General features: G+C 73.8%; 13 protein-coding genes. 6 read left to right on the top strand and 7 right to left on the bottom strand.

The genetic code is table 11. The features are described from left to right. The first annotated feature begins 103 nt into the window (after positions 1-103). Positions 104-670, top strand: coding sequence for a TetR/AcrR family transcriptional regulator (locus DDW44_RS31285; RefSeq protein WP_108908652.1), 567 nt, complete (start codon positions 104-106; stop codon positions 668-670). Further along, complete coding sequence (locus tag DDW44_RS31280; RefSeq protein WP_240800729.1) at positions 667-963, top strand: YciI family protein; 297 nt, start codon at positions 667-669, stop codon at positions 961-963. Before DDW44_RS31285 ends, DDW44_RS31280 begins: the two co-directional genes overlap by 4 nt. Before the next feature lie 150 nt (positions 964-1,113). Here the strand turns inward: DDW44_RS31280 and DDW44_RS31275 are convergent, their stop codons facing one another. Both DDW44_RS31275 and DDW44_RS31270 read right to left on the bottom strand, forming a co-directional pair. Then, positions 1,114-2,523 carry an extracellular solute-binding protein gene (locus tag DDW44_RS31275; protein ID WP_108908651.1) on the bottom strand — a complete coding sequence of 470 codons (1,410 nt, stop codon included), beginning with the start codon at positions 2,521-2,523 and terminating at the stop codon, positions 1,114-1,116. An 87-nt stretch (positions 2,524-2,610) separates the two neighbouring features. After that, a complete protein-coding gene (locus DDW44_RS31270) occupies positions 2,611-3,780 on the bottom strand; it encodes an epoxide hydrolase family protein (RefSeq protein WP_108908650.1) in 1,170 nt (389 codons plus the stop codon). A 373-nt stretch (positions 3,781-4,153) separates the two neighbouring features. Between DDW44_RS31270 and DDW44_RS31265 the strand changes: the two genes are divergently transcribed. Beyond that, positions 4,154-5,692, top strand: coding sequence for a class I SAM-dependent methyltransferase (locus DDW44_RS31265; RefSeq protein ID WP_108908649.1), 1,539 nt, complete (start codon positions 4,154-4,156; stop codon positions 5,690-5,692). 23 nt (positions 5,693-5,715) lie between these two features. Continuing rightward, entirely contained in the window at positions 5,716-7,101 is a 1,386-nt protein-coding gene (locus DDW44_RS31260) for an FAD-binding oxidoreductase (protein ID WP_108908648.1), read from the top strand. Between the two features lie 205 nt (positions 7,102-7,306). On the opposite strand, the gene DDW44_RS31255 is transcribed toward DDW44_RS31260, so the two are convergent. Beyond that, positions 7,307-7,753: an enediyne antibiotic chromoprotein gene (locus DDW44_RS31255; RefSeq protein WP_108908647.1), complete on the bottom strand. Its 447-nt coding sequence runs from the start codon at positions 7,751-7,753 to the stop codon at positions 7,307-7,309. Between the two features lie 288 nt (positions 7,754-8,041). On the opposite strand from DDW44_RS31255, the gene DDW44_RS31250 reads away from it, so the two are divergent. Further along, the gene (locus tag DDW44_RS31250) at positions 8,042-9,616 is read left to right on the top strand and encodes an MFS transporter (RefSeq protein ID WP_108908646.1); all 1,575 of its coding nucleotides are present in this window, start codon (positions 8,042-8,044) and stop codon (positions 9,614-9,616) included. A gap of 74 nt (positions 9,617-9,690) precedes the next feature. Here the strand turns inward: DDW44_RS31250 and cmdF are convergent, their stop codons facing one another. The 4 genes from cmdF to DDW44_RS31230 all read right to left on the bottom strand — a co-directional run bounded on the left by cmdF (position 9,691) and on the right by DDW44_RS31230 (position 15,206). Further along, a complete protein-coding gene (cmdF, locus tag DDW44_RS31245) occupies positions 9,691-11,301 on the bottom strand; it encodes a tyrosine 2,3-aminomutase (protein ID WP_108908645.1) in 1,611 nt (536 codons plus the stop codon). Positions 11,302-11,400: 99 nt separating this feature from the next. Further along, the gene (locus tag DDW44_RS31240; protein ID WP_108908644.1) at positions 11,401-12,885 is read right to left on the bottom strand and encodes a class I adenylate-forming enzyme family protein; all 1,485 of its coding nucleotides are present in this window, start codon (positions 12,883-12,885) and stop codon (positions 11,401-11,403) included. Continuing rightward, positions 12,882-13,913, bottom strand: coding sequence for an FkbO/Hyg5 family chorismatase (locus DDW44_RS31235; protein WP_108908643.1), 1,032 nt, complete (start codon positions 13,911-13,913; stop codon positions 12,882-12,884). The genes DDW44_RS31240 and DDW44_RS31235 overlap by 4 nt, the downstream gene beginning before the upstream one ends. Before the next feature lie 54 nt (positions 13,914-13,967). Next, entirely contained in the window at positions 13,968-15,206 is a 1,239-nt protein-coding gene (locus DDW44_RS31230) for a cytochrome P450 (protein ID WP_244224170.1), read from the bottom strand. A gap of 182 nt (positions 15,207-15,388) precedes the next feature. Between DDW44_RS31230 and DDW44_RS31225 the strand changes: the two genes are divergently transcribed. Beyond that, positions 15,389-16,882, top strand: coding sequence for an MFS transporter (locus DDW44_RS31225; RefSeq protein ID WP_108908641.1), 1,494 nt, complete (start codon positions 15,389-15,391; stop codon positions 16,880-16,882). Positions 16,883-16,887 lie beyond the last annotated feature (5 nt).

The following is a 16,887-nucleotide window of genomic DNA, read 5'->3' as shown; positions in this document are numbered from 1 at the left end:
GGTCGGCCCCGCCGGGGATGTCAACGTCTTGACGCGTCGGAGCGCGCGGCCTACGGTGCCTCTAGGTCGATTGTCCTAGACGGCTGGGCGGAAGGGGATCCAGGTGACGGCTGTGGCGACCCGTGAGCAGATCGTGGCGGCGGCCGATCGGCTCTTCTACCACCGCGGCTACGAGCACACCTCGTTCGCGGACATCGCGGGGGCCGTCGGACTGTCGCGGGGCAACTTCTACTACCACTTCAAGTCCAAGGACGCGATCCTGGACGCGGTGATCGAGGTCCGCCTGGCCGACACCCGCCGCACGCTGGAGCAGTGGGAGGCCGAGGCACCCACCCCGGCCGGCCGCATCATGCGGTACGTCGAGATCGTGCTGACCAACCGCGCCGACATCCAGCACTACGGCTGCCCGGTGGGCACCCTGACCACGGAACTGGCCAAGCTGGAGCACGCTATGCACGGTCAGGCCGGCCGACTGTTCGCCCTGTTCCGCGGCTGGCTCCGGGAGCAGTTCGTGCAGCTCGGACAGCCCGAGCGGGCCGACGAGCTGGCGATGCACGTACTCGCCTTCAGCCAGGGCGTCGCCGTCATGGCCAACGCGTTCCGCGACGAGGCCTTCATCCGGCGGGAAGTCGACCGGATGCGCGACTGGGTGAGCACCTACGAGAGATGAGAGAGCACATGTTCGTGGTCCTGCTTCGGTTCTCCGACAACGCGGGCGCCGCCGGGCAGCACATGGCCGGCCACCAGGAGTGGATCAAGCGCGGCACGGACGACGGGGTCTTCCTGCTCGTCGGCAGCATCCAGCCCGGTCCCGGCGGCGCGGTCATCGCCCACGGCACCTCCCGCGAGGAGCTGCGCAAGCGCGTCGACGCGGACCCGTTCGTCGCCGAGGGCGTCGTCACGGCGGAGATCATCGAGATCGCGCCGGGGACGGTGGACGAGCGGCTCGGCTTCCTGCTGTGACGACGCCGTTCCCCGGCCCCGGCGGTGCGCCGCGCCGCTCGTGGAGCGGAGCAGCCGGGGCGCGGCACACCGCGTGCCGGCACCCGTGGGCGGACCGCTGACGAAGGGGCGGACGCACCGGTCCGCCCCTTCTGCGCGCAACGCGTCCGGCTACTCCTTGGTGCCCTTCACCGCGTCCTCCAGCTGGGCGCCGGTGTAGGCCTCCGCGTCGCGGAAGTACTCCACGCGCAGGCTCTCGGCGTTGCGCACGCCGTTGCCGACGCGGTCCTCCTCGTACGCGTCGAGCAGTGCCTGGGCCTCGGCGGTGGCCTCGGCGAACCGCTGCACCGGCGCCGCGTCCCGCAGCAGCACGTCGTCCATGGCCCGGGTCATCACGTCCTGCGCTCCCGCGAAGTCGCCGAAGAGGGCCCCCCGGCACGGCGGCACGCCCTCGCCCCCGCCCTCGGGGTACGAGCCCAGCTGCCGGCTCGCCAGCCGGTGGTAGGGGTGGGCGTCGAACCAGCCCTCCTCCTCCAGCAGGCGGTAGGAGGAGCGGGTGACCGGGACGAAGCTGCTGGCGATGTGCCGGTCGGCGGCGTTGCGGGGGTTGTTGAGGAACTGCATGAACGCGAGCGCGCCGTCCTGGGTGGCCTCGTCGAGCCCGTCGGCCAGCCACAGCGAGGTCCCGGCGATGATGTTGCCGCCGTTCGGCTCGCCGTCCCGCTGCGGGAAGCGGCCGACGCTCATCTCGAAGCCCGCGTTCTCGGCGGCCATGGCCATGTAGTTGAGGTCGTTGGAGGAGGTGATGCGCAGGGCCACGGCCTGGTCGGCGAAGGCCTTGATGTTGCCCTCCCAGTCCGGGATCTTCCCGGTGTAGAGGTAGTGGCCCTTGCGGTGCAGCTCGCGCCACCACTTGGCCCAGGTGAGCATCTCCCCGGACGACAGGTCCAGGCGGGTCGCGCGGCCCGCGCGCCCGTTGGCGTTGTCGGCGAGCTCGCCGTTCTGGGCCGCGAGCGCCTGCTGGAAGAAGAGCCCGTGGTTGGCCCAGGTGACGCCGTGCGACGGGCCGCCCTCGAGTGCCGCGACCGCCTCGCAGGCCGCCTCGATCTCACCCCATGTCGTGGGGAGCGAGGAGACGCCGGCCTTGTCCAGCGCCGTCTTGTTGCCGTAGATCAGCATGGCGGTGACGACGGCCGGCATCGAGGCGAGGTCGCCGTCCACCGAGTAGTACTCGCGCACGGCCGGGATGAGGTCGTCGACGACGACCGGCTCCCCGAGGATCTCCGTGCGGCCCGCGATCGCCTTCTGCACCGAGGTGAACAGCGGCCTGCCGTCGCGGGTGCGGGAGTCGCGGGCGGCCTGAGTGACGGCGAAGTAGTACTCCGCGACGGCCGGGGGGCGGCCCTCGTCGGCGGCCTGGGCGATCTGCTGCGACAGCATCCGGAAGTCGCGGCCCTCGATGTTGATCGTGTACTCGGGGTGCGCCTTCTCGAACTCCGCCCCCAGCTTGTGGAGCCGGTCCATGTAGCCGGGGAACGTCAGGTCGGCCACCCAGACGTCGATCACGGTCTTGGCGGACATGCGGTGCCTCATCTCTCTCGTCGAACCAGTCGGGGCGGTCTCGGTGGGGCGCGTCCGGATCCGCGGCAAGGACGCCGCGCCGGGGCGTCAGACCGTCACGGCCGCGGGCCGCAGGGTGCGCACGAAGGCGCGGATGTCGCCGGTCAGTTCGGCCGGCTGCTCCAGCGCGGCGAAGTGGCCGCCCCGCTCGAACTCCGTCCAGTGCGTGAGGGTCGGGATGTCGCGGTCGGCGAGGCTGCGGATGGGCACGAAGATGTCGTCCGGGAAGACGGCGACGCCCACCGGCACGGTCAGCGGCGGGGGCGTGGCCCCGGCGGCCGCGGCGCGCACCCCGGCCGCGCCCTCGTAGTAGAACTGGGCGGAGGAACCGGCGGTGGCCGTCAGCCAGTAGATCGTCACATTGGCCAGCAGCCGGTCCCGGTCGACCGCCTCCTCGGGGAGGTTCGTCGCGCCGGTCCAGTCCAGGAACTTCTCCACGATCCAGGCGAGCTGGCCGACGGGGGAGTCGGTCAGGCCGTACGCGAGGGTCTGCGGGCGGGTCTGCTGGAGTTTCATGTAGCCGGACAGCTCCGCGTCGAAGCGGCCCAGCTTGGCCAGGCGCGCCTGGTCGCGCTCGTCCAGGCCGGCGAGCTCGGCGGGGTCGCCGGACGGGAAGGTCATCAGCATGTTCACGTGCACGCCGATGACGTGCTCGGGGTCGATCCTGCCGAGCTCCAGGGAGATCACCGCACCGGCGTCGCCGCCCTGCGCCACGTACCGTTCGTAGCCCAGACGCGCCATCAGCTCCGCCCAGGCACGGGCGATCCGCGCGGTGTCCCAGCCCGTCTCGGTGAGCGTGGAGAAGCCGTAGCCGGGGATCGACGGGATCACCAGGTGGAAGGCGTCGGCCGGGTCGCCGCCGTGCGCGCGCGGGTCCGTCAGCGGCCCGATCACGTCCAGGAACTCGGCGACCGAGCCCGGCCAGCCGTGGGTGAGCAGCAGCGGGGTCGCGTCCGGCTCGGGGGAGGTGACGTGCAGGAAGTGCACCCGGGCTCCGTCGATCTCCTCGACGAACTGCGGGTGCGCGTTCAGCTCGGCCTCCACGGCACGCCAGTCGAACGACGTGCGCCAGTACGCGGCGAGCTTCCTGAGGTAGTCCAGGGGCACCCCGCGCTCCCATCCGACACCGGGCAGCTCGTCCGGCCAGCGCGTCGCGTCGAGACGGCGGTGCAGGTCGTCGAGCTGGTCTTGCGGGATGTCGATGCGGAAGGGATGCATGAGCGCTCCGGAGAAGGCCGGCCGCCGGCGGCGGGGTCATCGGTGAAGGGATCGAGGGCGGGCTCGCGGAGGGCGGGATCGATCCCCGATCACCTGGAGCGCCCAGCCGTATCGTCCGCTCGCCCGGGGCTCGGCCGCATCTTGCGGATTGCTCGACCTGCCCGGGCCCGGGCGGGCCGGGCGGGCCGGGAGCGACCGGGTGCCGATCCGGCAGGGGACGCCGGCGTCCGCCGTGCCCGTGCGGGCGGTGAGCGCAACAGGGCAGCCCGGAAGATGCGGGGCCCGCGGCGCCGCTGGCAGCGTGGCCGACGCGCGGCACGGGCGTCTGCCGCACCGATCGCACCGATCGCTCGGATCCAGGAGGGACTCGTACATGAACGTTTCCACCGCACCGGTGGCCGCCGGCCTCACCGGGGCCTTCCTCGGGGCCGCGCCGGACGACCTCGCCGGGGAGTTCCGCACGCTGGTGGACGCCCTGTGGGACGCCGGAGAGGCGAAGGCCGGGGCCCTCGCCGCAGTGCCCGACCTGGTGTCCGCGCTGGCCGAGGCGGACCCCGGCCGCAAGGGGCACCTGGCCGTGCTCCTCGGCCTGCTGGCCGAGACCGAGTACCCGGACCCCGACGGCCCGCTCACCCGCGCCGTGCGCGGCCACCTCGGCACCTACCTGGAACTGCTGGGCACCCCGGGCGGCGGCACACCGCTCACCCTGGCCCTGCTCTACCTGCTGGCGCACTTCCCCGGCGACCGCAACCGGATCCTCGCCGCGGCCTCCGCCCGGGAACCGGAGCCCGAGGACCTCTCCCGGCTGGACCGGGCCCTGGCCACCCTCGACCTCGACGCCCCCGACCTGGGCCGGGTCTGGCCCTCGCCGTCGGCGTGGACCCTCAACGAGGACGAGCGCGCCTTCGACCAGGGATGGATCAAGGAGCTGACGCCCGAGCAGCTCACGGCCAACTGGGAGAACGACACCCGCACCGTCCTCGGTTGCACCGGCGCGCGGGCCTACTGGGCGGTCTGCAACGGCGACCCCCGCAACCTGCCCACCGCCCCCGTGCCGGAGCGCCGCGAGGTCACCGCCCCCGTCGCCGACGCCACCCTGTTCGCGCCCCACCTCGACGCGCTGCGCTGCCCCTCCTGCAAGAGTCCCCTCGCGTCCCACGACGGCACCGCGCGCTGCGGCACCTGCCGGGCGCGCTACCCCGTCGCGGGCGGCATCCTCGACCTGACCGCGACCGCCGCCGAGGGGGACGGCGACGCCGCCGCCGACTTCCTGGAGAAGCTGTCCCGGGTCCCCAGCATGGGCCTGTTCTACGAGGCCGTGGCCCGCCCGGCCTTCCTGCGGGTCTCCGGTTCGGACTGGGGCGGTGAGGTCACCCCCGCCGACGAGGACCGGTACATCGCCGAGCACGTCCGGCCCGTGGACGGTCCGGTCCTCGACCTGGGTGCCGGGGCCGGCCGGTGGACCGCCGTCATCGCCGATACGGTCGGCGCCGAGCGGCTCATCGCCCTCGACAGCGCGCTGCCCATGCTCAACGTGCTGCGCGGGCGGCTGCCCGAGGTCCCCTCCGTCCTGGCGTCCGCCGCCGAACTCCCCTTCCACGACGCCGCGCTGGGCGCGGTGGTGTGCTGGAACGCGCTCCAGGCCTTCTACGCCGACGCCGGAGCGGCGATCGCCGAGGTCGGCCGGGTCCTGCGGCCGGGCGGCACCTTCACGCTGATGACCTTCCGGCGCTCCGACGACCCGGTCTACCGCTACTTCCAGTCCGCCCACCGCTTCCCCCAGCACCAGGGCGGCCTCCAGCTCTTCGACCGCGACGACCTGAAGCGCTGGCTGGCCGACGCCGGCCTGACCGTCCGTGAGGAGAGCGGTCCGGGGACGTTCGTGTTCCTGACGGCCGTCCGCGAGCACTGAAGCAGGCAGGAAGAACCTCAGCCATGAACCAGCACGACATCCTCCCGAGGGCGTTCGCGGCACCCGGCACGCCCGAGTACGACGAGGCCGCCGGCGTCTTCAACCTCGCCGCCCCGGCGCGCCCCGGCGCGGCCGTGACCGTCCGCACCGTCGACGAGGTCCGTGCCGCCGTGCGCGAGGCCGGCGCGCGGGACCTGCCCGTACGCGTGCACACCACCGGTCACGCCTCCGGGGCGCGGCACGCCGTCGACGGCGGCCTGCTGGTCCGCACCCGTCTGGCCGGCGGTGTCGTCGTCGACGCGCGGCGCCGCATCGCCCGGATACCGGCCGGGACGACCTGGGGCGAGGTCGTCGCGGCGGCGGCGCCGTTCGGCCTGACCGCCCCGCACGGCTCGGCCGCCGGCGTCGGCGTCGTCGGCTATCTCCTCGGCGGCGGCGTCAGCTTCTACGGCCGGCGGACGGGACTCGCGGCCAACAGCGTGCGCGCGGTCGAACTCGTCACCGCCGACGGCACCTTGGTGCGCGCGGACGCGGAGAACGACCCCGAGCTGCTGTGGGCCCTGCGCGGCGGAGGCGGCGGCTTCGGTGTCGTCACCGCCGTCGAGCTCGAACTCCTGCCCGTGGCGAAGGTGGTCACCGGAGCCGCCTACTGGTCCGCCGCCCACGCGGCGCCGCTGCTCGCGGCGTGGCGCGACTGGGCCGCGGACGCGCCCCGCCGCGCGACGACGTCGCTGCGCGTGATGAACCTGCCGCCGGTGCCGGGCGTGCCGCCCGTGCTCGCGGCCGGGCCGGTGCTGTGCGTCGACGGTGCGGTGGCCGCCGCCTCCCCGGACGAGGTGGCCGAGGCGCGGCGTCAGGCGGAGGATCTGCTCGGGCCGCTGCGCGGTATCGCCCCACCGCTGATGGACACCTGGGCGCTCACGGATGCCGCCGGGGTGCTCGACGCCCATATGGACCCCGCCGAGCCGGTCCCGTTCGTCGGCGACCACCTGCTTCTGGCGGAGCTCGGAGACGAGGCCGCCGCGGCCTTCCTGGGCGTCGTCGGCGAGGGTTCGGGCTCGCCGCTGGCCGTCGCCACACTGCGGCAGCTCGGCGGGGCGTTCGCGGACGCCGATCCCCGCGGCGGGGTCCTGAGCCGGCTGGACGCGCCGTTCGCGTACATGGGTTCGGGCCCGCCGTTCGGTCCGGTCACCGTGGCGGACCTGGAGCGCCACTGCGCCGCGGTGCGCGCCGCGCTGGCGCCGTGGGACACGGGTACCACCGTGCCGTCCCTGGTCGAGGGGGCGGACCGGCCGCAGCGCCATCTCGACGCCGACGCGCTGGCCGCCGTCGACCGGGTCCGCGCGCGGGTCGATCCGCGGGGCCGCTTCGCCGGCGACATCGCCCCGGGGGCGACCGCGTCCGGCTGAACGCTTCCTCCGCGACACCGCGCGGCGCGGACCTTCCGGGGTCCGCGCCGTATGGTGCGCAGCCGTACGGTGTGCCCGCGCCGTACCGTGTGCCCGCGCCGTACGGTGCGCCCGCGCCCGGGCCCGCACGGCGCGCCCGAGCCCCCGGCAGCCGGCCGGCTGCCGGCGTACCGGGGGCTCCGGAAGGGATGTCCGCAGAGCGGGACTACTTGAAGGTGACCGGCTGGCCGCCGCCCTCGCCCGCGTCGCTGCCCAGGCCGACCTGGGTCTGGGTCTTCTTGGCGTCGACGGTGCCCCACACGGCGCCGTCGGACGTCACGACCGCCTCGAAGGAGCTGTGCACGGTGATGGTGGTGTTCACCTTGCCACTGGCGTCCGAGACGACGTCCTTGGCCGTGGTGGCGTCACAGCCGTACTTCTCCGGCTCCACGAACGCGCAGTGGCCCAGGTGGAAGACGGTGTTCGGGGTCAGCCCCGTGGCCGTCACGGTCACCTGCTGACCGTCCGTGAGGTCCGAGGCCGGCGAGACCGAGACGACCGGTGCGGTCGCGGCGGCGAGGGCGGAGGGCTGAACGGCCAGCGCCAGGCCCGCGGCCACGGCGGTGGCGGCGGTGATGCGGGTGGCGAGGCCGAGCTTGTTCTTGACAGTCATTTCGTTGACTCCGCGTCGTATGTAGGAGGGGGGACACAGGAACGTGGGGGGAGGTTCGGCGTGTGCGGGCCGCTTCCCCGCCGTCCTGGAAATGACCTTAGGAGCCCGTGATCACCGCGGGCATCTTCCAAGTTGCTTCATGAAACTCACTCGCGCGGACGGCCAGGACGGCACTCTGCGAGATGCGCGCGCGCAGCCGCCCGGGAGACCCTCGGAGCGGGCGCGCGCAGGCCAAGGGCGCACAGGCGCGACAGCCCCACCACACACGACGACGGGAAGAACAAGCACATGACTGCAGGCGGTGCTCCCAAGGCCGGGCGCAAGGAGTGGATCGGGCTGGGAATCCTCGCCCTCCCCACCCTGCTCGTGGCCCTCGACGTTTTCGTACTGCTCCTCGCGCTGCCGCACCTGAGTGCGGACCTGGGGGCGGACAGCAACCAGCAGCTGTGGATCATGGACATCTACGGCTTCATGGTCGCCGGTTTCCTGGTCCCGATGGGCACGCTGGGCGACCGCATCGGCCGCCGCAAACTGCTCCTGATCGGTGGCGCGGCCTTCGGCGCCGCGTCGCTGCTCGCCGCGTTCGCGACGAGCCCGGGCATGCTGATCGCGGCCCGGGTGCTGCTGGGCATCGCGGGCGCGGCCATCAGCCCGTCCACCCTGGCGCTGATCTCCACCATGTTCCAGGACGCCAAGCAGCGGGCCGCCGCCATCGGCATGTGGGCCAGCTGCTTCACGCTCGGCGCCATCATCGGCCCGATGCTCGGCGGCATCATGCTGGAGCACTTCTGGTGGGGCTCGCTCTTCCTCCTCGGCGTCCCGGTCATGGTCCTGCTGCTGATCGCCGGCCCGAAGGTGCTGCCCGAGTCCGCCAACCCCGAGGCGGGCCGCATCGACCTGCCCAGCGTCGCGCTCAACCTGGGTACCACCCTCCCGGTCATCTACGGCGTCAAGGAGATCGCCCGCAACGGCTGGAGCCCGCTGTCGGGTGCCGCCATCGTGGCCGGCGTGGTCCTCGGTGTGCTGTTCGTCCGCCGCCAGCGGGGGCTGGCCTCCCCGCTGCTCGACGTGACCCTCTTCCGCCACGGCCGCTTCAGCGCCTCGCTGCTCGGCCTGCTCGCCTACAGCCTCATCGGCGGCACGGTCATGCTCCTGATGACCCAGTACTTCCAGGCCGCCCAGCGCATGACCCCGCTCGAGTCCGGCCTCGGCCTGCTCCCGGGCATGGCGGCCGCGACCGTCTCCTTCATGGTCTGCCCGATCATCGCCCGCAAGATCCGCCCCGCCTACGTCATCGGCGCGGGCATCGCCGGCGTGGTCGCCGTCCTGATCGTCTTCTCGCAGCTCGGCGCCGACACCGGGACCTCCACCCTGATCGTCGGCTTCGCCGTCTTCTCCTTCTGCGGCGCCCCGCTGGTCGCGCTCGGCACCAACATGGTCGTCGGCGCCGTCCCGCAGGAGAAGGCCGGTTCGGCCGGTGCGCTCTCCCAGATCAGCAACGAGTTCGGCGCCGCCCTCGGCGTCGCGACGCTGGGCACCCTGGGGCTCGCCGTCTACCGCGCCGAGGTGGAGAACGCCGTCCCCGCTGGCATCCCGGCCGATGCGGCCGAGGCCGCACGCGACAGCGTCTCCGGCGCCGCGGCCGCCGCGCAGGGCCTGCCCCAGCAGCTCGCCGACGCGCTGATGGAGCCGGTCCGCGTCGCCTTCACCGGCGGCATCCACACCGTCGCCGCCGTCAGCGCAATCCTGATCGCGGTCGCCGGCGTGTTCTTCGTGGCCCTGATGCGGCACGTCCCCCCGATCGGCCAGGAGGAGGTCCCGGCCGAGGGCACGCCGTCCGGCGAGCAGACCCTCGCCGCCTGACTCCACCCCGTACCACGGGCAGCGCCCCCACCCGGTCCGGCCGGGGTGGGGGCGCTGCCCGTGGTACGCGCGGTTCAGCGCAGCTCGACGTCGGTGTGCTTGGCGAGCGAGGTGAGGAACTCGCCCCGCGACAGCGCCGCCGCCACGAGCTCCACGTCGTCGGCCATGTACCGGTCCACGCCCAGCGTCGGCACCAGGGAGCGCACCGCCTCGTACGTCGCCCGGGAGGCCGGGCTCAGGTCGTCGAAGCGCTGCGAGACGTCGACGGCCTGGGCGGCGGCGAGGAACTCCACCGCGAGGATGCGGTTGTTGTTGCCCAGCACCCGCCGGGCGTTGCGGCCGGCGATCAGCCCCATGCTGACGACGTCCTGGTTGTCGCCGTTGGACGGCACGGACTGGGTGGAGGCGGGGCCGATGGTGCGGTTCTCCGCGACCAGGGCGGTCGCCGGGTACTGCGCCCCGGCGAACCCGCAGTTCAGGCCGGGATCCGCGGCCACCAGGAACTCCGGCAGGCCGTAGCTCAGGTGGCGGTTGAGAAGCCGGTTCAGCTGCCGCTCGGCGAGGACGCCGAGCTGGGTGAGGGCGATCGTCACGAAGTCCAGCACGAACGCGATCGGCTGGCCGTGGAAGTTCGCGCCGTGGAAGATCTCCTCGCCCTCGAAGAACAGCGGGTTGTCGTTGGCCGAGTTGAGCTCGATCTCCAGCTTGCCCTGCGCGTGGTACAGGGTGTCCCGCACCGCGCCGAGGATCTGCGGGACGGCCCGCAGCGTGTACGCCTTCTGCAGATACGTTTCGGTCCGCTGGACCTCCCTGCCGTCCTCCTTCACGTCCTGCACCTGCCGGCGCAGCTCCGCGTGCTCGGCGACCAGCCTGCTGCCGGCCAGCAGGGCCCGCATGTTGGCGGCCGAGTCGATCTGGCCCCGGTGCGGGCGGGCTACGTCGTGGCCCTCGGCGAGGAAGGGGCTGGCCGAACCGCACAGCACGTCGTTGAGCAGCGCGGAGACCAGTTCGGCCTGCCGGGTCTGGGCCAGTGCGCGGTTCACGACCAGCGAGCCGAGACCCGTCATCGCCGACGTGCCGTTGATGAGCGCCAGCCCCTCCTTGAAGCGGAGCTGGAGCGGCTCTATGCCCTGCTCGGCCAGGACCGCCGCCGTCTCCACACGACGGCCGTCGCGCAGCACGTACCCCTCGCCGATGAGCGTGCCGGCGATGTGGGAGAGAGGGACGAGGTCGCCGCTGGCACCCAGGGAGCCGATCTCGGGGATGGCCGGGATGATGCCCCGGTTCAGGTAGAGGGCCAGCCGCTCGAGGATCTCGGGGCGCACCGCGGAGTGCCCCTTGGCGAGGGTGTTGAGGCGGGCCGCCACGATGGCCCGGGCCTCGTCCTCGGCGAACAGCGGCCCCACCCCGGAACTGTGGCTGCGCACCAGGTTGGTCTGCAGTTCGACTTCCTTCGACTTGTCGATCTGCATGTAGATCATCTCGCCGTAACCGGTGGTGACGCCGTAGATGGGGACGTTCTGCCCGGCCAGCTCCTCCAGCATCGCCCGGCTGCGCAGGGTCTTCGCGACCGCCTCGGGGGCGACGGCGGCCGGCGCGCCCTCCTCGGCGACGCGCCGGACGGCGTCGATGGTGAGGGTCTGGCCGTCGAAGGAGACGGCTGTGGAGGTTTCGACAGAGGTCAACGCTTTCACTCCAGGCAGAGGCGGGGTGCGGAACGGGCGGGGTGCGGAACAGGCAGGATGCGGAACAGGCGGGGCAGGAAGGGCGGCGGCCGCCCCGGATCAGCGCAGGGCGTCCTCGGCGGCGAGCGCGCGGACGGTGCGGCGCAGCAGCTTGCCCGTCGGATTGCGCGGCAGCCGGGCGACGAAGGTGACGTCCTCCGGCACCTTGTACCAGGTCAGCGACGAGCGGCAGGCGCCGAGAAGCTCGTCGCGCAGCGCCTGTTCGGCCGTCTCGTCCAGAGCATGGCGCAGGACGGCGTGGGCACGCAGCACAGAGATGCCCGAGTCGCGGCGCACCGCGCACACCGCCGCTTCCTCGACGGCCGGGTGGGCCATCAGCCGGTCCTCGATCTCCGCCGGGTGGACGTTGATCCCGCCGACGATCTCCACGTCGTCCAGCCGTCCGTGGACCCGGACGAATCCGTCGGCGTCCACGGTGGCGGCGTCACTGGTGGAGTACCACTCGCCCGGCGCGAGCCGGACCGGGTCGTCGCCGCCGCGCGGGACGCCGAGACCGATGGTCGGACCCGACACCTCCAGGCGTCCCTCGACTCCCGCCGGGACCGGCACACCGGCGTCGTCGACGACCCGCAGCCGGTACGGGTCCAGGGCCCGGCCGAGCGTGAACTCGCGTACGGAGCCGGGACCGTTCGCGAGCACCGCGTGCCCGATCTCGGTCGTCCCGTACACGTTCAGCAGCCGCGGGCCCAGGATGTCCCGCAGCCGGCGCTCCAGTGAGTCGGGCAGCACCTCCCCGGCCACCACGGCCGTCCGGAGACCACCCAGAACCCGCCGGGCGTCCGGGTGACCGAGCATATGGGCGAAGAAGGTCGGCTGACTGTAGAAGACGGTCACGCCGTACTTCTCCAGGACCGCCAGCGAGTCGCCCGGCGCGAGCCGACGGGGGGTGAGCACGGCCGCGCCACCGGTCATCAGCGGGAAGAAGAGGGAGTTGCCCAGGCCGTACGCGAAGTTCATGCGCGGCACCGAGTAGCTCACGTCGTCCGCGGTGACGCCGACGGCCGCACCGGCCGCCCGGGTCAGGACCTCCGGGTCGCCATGGGTGTGGAAGCAGAGCTTGGGGCCGCCGGTGGTCCCGGAGGTGAAGGCCGCGAACGCGGGGGTGTCGTCCGTCGCCGGGGCGTACGGCGGCACCCGCGCCTCGCTGCGCAGCGCGTCCGGTGTGAGCACGGGCACCGTGAACCGGCCCGCGAACCCGGGATCGGACACCACGGCGGCGGGCTGGGCGATACCGGCGGCCTGGCGCATCTCGTCGGGATGGAACATGGAGTTGACCGGAACGGCCACGGCTCCGATGCGCATGGCCCCGAGGAACGCCCAGACGAACTCGATGCCGTCCGGGAGGGCGATGAGGATGCGCGCGCCGGGTCCCAGGCCGCGGGAGGCGAAGGCCGCGGCGGCGCGGTCCGCACCCGCGAGCACGTCCTCGAACCGGTGGACGCGTTCGTCCACGTGGTACGCGGGGCGCTCCAGCCAGCCCCGGGACAGTGCGGTCTCCGCCAGCCGCCGGACGAAGTTGGTCATCTGCAGATCCCTTCGATCTCCACGAGCAGGTCGGGACGGCAGACGCCGACGTTGAAGCAGGCGACGTCCGCGTCCGCGCGGAACGCCTCGGCGCAGTGGGCGCGGGCCGCGGGCAGGTCCCGGGCGTCGCGGACGTACACCTTGACGCAGTCGAGGTCCGCCAGGCGGAAGCCGCCCGCCAGGCCGTGCCGGGCGAGGTTCTCCGGGGAGACGAGGGCCTCGATGTTGGCGAGCGTGACGGCGCACTGGCGCCCGAAGTCGTCGGGGTGGACGGTGTCGTCGCCGACGATGCTGGCCGTGCCGGACACGTACAGGACCGGCCGGGTGCCGGAGCCCGGCTCCAGGAGCGTGGCGCGGGCGAAGCTCGGCGACTTGGGGCCGTACCGGGCCGGGTACCGGTGTGCCGGCGTCTGGCGCGGGTTCTCCAGGTGCCGCGCCCGGCCGGTGCGGCAGGCCAGGAAGTACAGGTCGATCCCGGGGCGCAGGGAACCGATGCCGGTGGCGGCGGGCATCCCGCCGATCCGGTCCGACCAGGACTCGAACGCCTGGGCCCGGCCCACGCAGAAGTCCCGGTAGGTCTCCATGCCCTGGGCGTTGGGGCCGGTGATGTCACCGACGAGGTTCCACATCCGCAGCGGTTCGGTGTAGCCCAGCCGCCACATCAGCGTGAACGCCGCCTCGTAGGCCTGCCGGACCGTGTCCCGGTAGACGCCGCACGCGTCGATCCGGACCGCGCAGAAGAAGTGCTCGCCGTCCTCGGCGTACACCAGGCCGCCGTCCCGGCCGGAGCGCACCGGCCGGTCGGTGGTCCACACCTCGGTGATGCGCTCGGTCGCCGCGTCCGCCATGGCGGTGCGGACCAGCGGTGCGCCGTTGTGCAGCGTGGGCGGCCGGCCGCTGTGGCCGTAGGTGACCCTCCCGAGCACCTGCCGCCCGGCGGTGCGGGCCCGCTCGTCCTCGCCGGGCCTCACGAAGAAGCAGTCCAGGGCGGCCGTCAGAGCCGGCGCGCCGGGGTGGGTGAGCGTCACGATGTCCTTCCCGCCGCGACGACCGCGGCATGGGCGGGGGCGAATGCCGGCCGTTCACGCGGCCGGCGGCTGCCACGGCAAATCCCGGGGGGCGAAGCCGTCCGCGTCCACCCACAGCGCCCGCAGTCCGCGCAGCGCGGCGGTGGGACGGTAGGACGGGCTGCCGAGGGCGAAGCGCGGTGCCAGGGCCCGCTGAGCGAAGCGCACCAGCACGGTCCGCGCGATCAGCCGGGCCAGCGGTGCGCCGGGGCAGTGGTGGGGGCCGGCGCCGAACGCCAGGTGCGGCGAGGCGCCGCCCGGCGCGAAGACGTCGGGGCTGGCGGCCACCGCCGGGTCGCGGTGCGCCGCCGCGAGCAGCAGCACCGTCACCGTGCCCCGCGGCACCCGGGTGCCGGGCAGGTCGAGGTCGGTGCCGGCGCGTCGCCGGACGACCTGGAGCGGCGGGTCGAGCCGCAGCGTCTCCTCCACCAGATGCCGGGCGTGGGCCGGGTCGCGGCGGAGGGTGTCGATCTCGTGCGGGGCCCGCAGCAGCGCCAGGATGCCGCCCGAGACGAGGGCCGAGGTGGTCTCGTACCCGGAGGCGAGCAGGAGCAGGCCGGCCGACACGGCCTCGGCGTCGTTGAGCCGTTCACCGTGCTCGTCCGCCCGGATCAGCCGGGAGAGCAGGTCGTCGCCGCCGGTGCGTCGCCGCCGGTCGGCCACCGCCTCGGCGAGGTACGCCGCCAGCTCGGTCTCCGCCCGGCGGGCCGCCGAGTCCCCGGAGGTCTCCGCGCCGGTGGGCGCCTGGCCGAGGTCCAGGGCCGGGGCCAGCGCCGAGGCCCGCCGGTGCAGCCACTGCGCGTCGCCGGCCGGCAGACCCAGCAGGTGCGACAGGACGGCCATCGGCACCGGATGGGCGAGGTCGCTGACCGCTTCGAGACGGCCGCGCGTCGCCACCGAGTCCAGGCGGTCGTCGACGAGGGAGCGGACCAGGGGGGCGAGGCCCGTCACGGCGTCCGCGGGGAACGCGCGGTCCACCGCGCTGCGCAGCCGGGCCGCGGAGACCGGGCAGCCGGCGGCGGAGGCGGGCGCATCCTCCGCCGCGTGCAGGGCGGCCTCGCAGTGGGCGTGCGAGGAGAGGACGACGACCCCGTCGCCCAGCCACACCGGGCCCGCCTCGCGGATGCGGTTCAGCAGGGGGTACGGGTCGGCACGGACGTCGCCGTCGAGGAACCGCAGCACGAGGCCGCGGGCGTCCTCCTGATCGTTTCCCGTGCCGGGGGAGGGGCGCACCGCCGAACGACCGCTTTCCATGGCAACAGCCTCTCTGCGTCGGTTGCGTCGGCAGGATGTGCGGCCGGCCGGCGACGCGTCCACGGCGAGTTGCGCAAGCCTCCACCGGGCAGGCCGGCCCGCGAGGACTCAGCCAAGTCCGCTTGCCGCGCACCCGGTCCGCTCCTGGGATGTCCGCAGGACACGGGAGGGGACGGCGGAACATGGCAGAGGAACTCGTCGGCGCGGCGACCGGGGCCCGGCTCGGCGGCCACCGGACCGCCACCGGCCGTGACACCGCTCCGCCCCCGCCCAACCCGCGCCGGCGGCAGGCGCTCGCGCTGCTGCTGATCGGCCCCTTCCTCTCGCTCTTCGACCAGTTCTGCGTCAATCTCGCGGCGCCGTCGGTCGGCGAGTCGTTCCGGCTCACACCGTTCGAGTTCCAGGCCGTGGTCGGGGGCTACGGCCTGGTCTACGGCCTGGGGCTGATCACCGGCGGCCGGCTCGGCGACCTGTTCGGGCGACGGCGCATGTACCGGGCCGGCATCGCCGTCTTCGCGCTGACCTCGCTGGTCTGCGCGCTCGCCTGGTCCCCCGGGTCGCTGATCGCGGCCCGGCTCGCCCAGGGCGCGGCCGCGGCGATGCTGCAGCCGCAGGTCCTGGCCCTGATCCGGACCCAGTTCCCGCCCGGTGAGCAGCAGAAGGCGCTGTCCTGGTTCGCCGTGTCGATGAGCCTGGGCATGGTGTGCGGCCAGGTCCTCGGCGGTGCCCTGCCGGCCTGGGACCTGTTCGGCCTGGGCTGGCGCACGGTCTTCCTCGTCGCCGTGCCGCTCTGCCTGGCGGCGTTCCTGCTCCTGCCGGCGACGCTGGACGCGGACCGGCCGGCGCTCTCCGGGCAGGGGGTCGACGTCACCGGCGCGGTGCTCGGCGCCCTGTCCGTGGCCTGTGTGCTGCTGCCGCTCGCCGCGGCCGGGGAGTGGCCGTTCCTGCCCACCGGTCTGGCCGTGTGCGCCGCCGGATACCTGCTCGGGACCGTCTTCGTACGCCATCAGCGCGCCCGGGCCCGCGAGGGACGGCCGGCGCTGCTGCCGCTGGGCCTGTTCTCCGTGCCCGTCTTCGCGTACGGCGTCCTGCTCAACTTCCTGCTCTACACCGCCACCGTGCCCTTCGCCGTCGTCCTCGCCCTGTACCTCCAGGACGAGGCGGGCCTGAGCTCGGCCGAGGCGGGCCTGGCGTTCACCCCCGCGGCCGTCGCCATCGCCGTGGGCTCGAGGATCGCCGTACCGCTGCGGGCGCGCTTCGGCGACGGGGTGCTCGTCTCCTCCGCCGCCCTGATCGCCCTGGGTCTCGCCGCGGCGCCGGCCGCCGCGGCCCTGGGGGGAGGCGGCGCGTCCCTGGCACTGCTGCTGGCCGGCATGGCCGTCTACGGAGTGGGCAACGGCATGATCGTCCCTCTGCTGACCGGCGCCGTGATGAGCAGGGTGCCGCCCCGGGACGCGGGCGCCGGAGCCGGCGTCCTGGCCACCACGCAGCAGCTCGCCGCGGCGCTCGGCATCGCCCTCGTCGGCATCGTGCTCTACCCGCCCTCGGCGGAGCTCCCGCTGCGCTACCCGGCGGCGATGGCCGCCGGGGTCGCGGTCGCCGTCCTCGCCGTCGTGGCCGCCGCCCGCCTGGCCGCGGTCGCACGGCAACCGACGGCTGACGGCGCATCCGGCTGACGCAA

Source organism: Streptomyces tirandamycinicus (genome assembly GCF_003097515.1).
Classification (GTDB): Bacteria; Actinomycetota; Actinomycetes; order Streptomycetales; family Streptomycetaceae; genus Streptomyces; species Streptomyces tirandamycinicus.
The sequence above is the reverse complement of the archived record's forward strand: the minus strand, read 5'-3'. Positions and strand labels throughout refer to the sequence as shown.

Bases quoted from the DNA above. Each gene is read 5' to 3' on its own strand.
- DDW44_RS31250 (WP_108908646.1), top strand. From the start codon at position 8,042: ATGACTGCAGGCGGTGCTCCCAAGGCCGGGCGCAAGGAGTGGATCGGG.
- DDW44_RS31270 (WP_108908650.1), bottom strand. From the start codon at position 3,780: ATGCATCCCTTCCGCATCGACATCCCGCAAGACCAGCTCGACGACCTG.
- DDW44_RS31280 (WP_240800729.1), top strand. From the start codon at position 667: ATGAGAGAGCACATGTTCGTGGTCCTGCTTCGGTTCTCCGACAACGCG.
- DDW44_RS31275 (WP_108908651.1), bottom strand. From the start codon at position 2,523: ATGTCCGCCAAGACCGTGATCGACGTCTGGGTGGCCGACCTGACGTTC.
- DDW44_RS31255 (WP_108908647.1), bottom strand. From the start codon at position 7,753: ATGACTGTCAAGAACAAGCTCGGCCTCGCCACCCGCATCACCGCCGCC.
- DDW44_RS31225 (WP_108908641.1), top strand. From the start codon at position 15,389: ATGGCAGAGGAACTCGTCGGCGCGGCGACCGGGGCCCGGCTCGGCGGC.
- DDW44_RS31230 (WP_244224170.1), bottom strand. From the start codon at position 15,206: ATGGAAAGCGGTCGTTCGGCGGTGCGCCCCTCCCCCGGCACGGGAAAC.
- DDW44_RS31265 (WP_108908649.1), top strand. From the start codon at position 4,154: ATGAACGTTTCCACCGCACCGGTGGCCGCCGGCCTCACCGGGGCCTTC.
- DDW44_RS31240 (WP_108908644.1), bottom strand. From the start codon at position 12,885: ATGACCAACTTCGTCCGGCGGCTGGCGGAGACCGCACTGTCCCGGGGC.
- DDW44_RS31260 (WP_108908648.1), top strand. From the start codon at position 5,716: ATGAACCAGCACGACATCCTCCCGAGGGCGTTCGCGGCACCCGGCACG.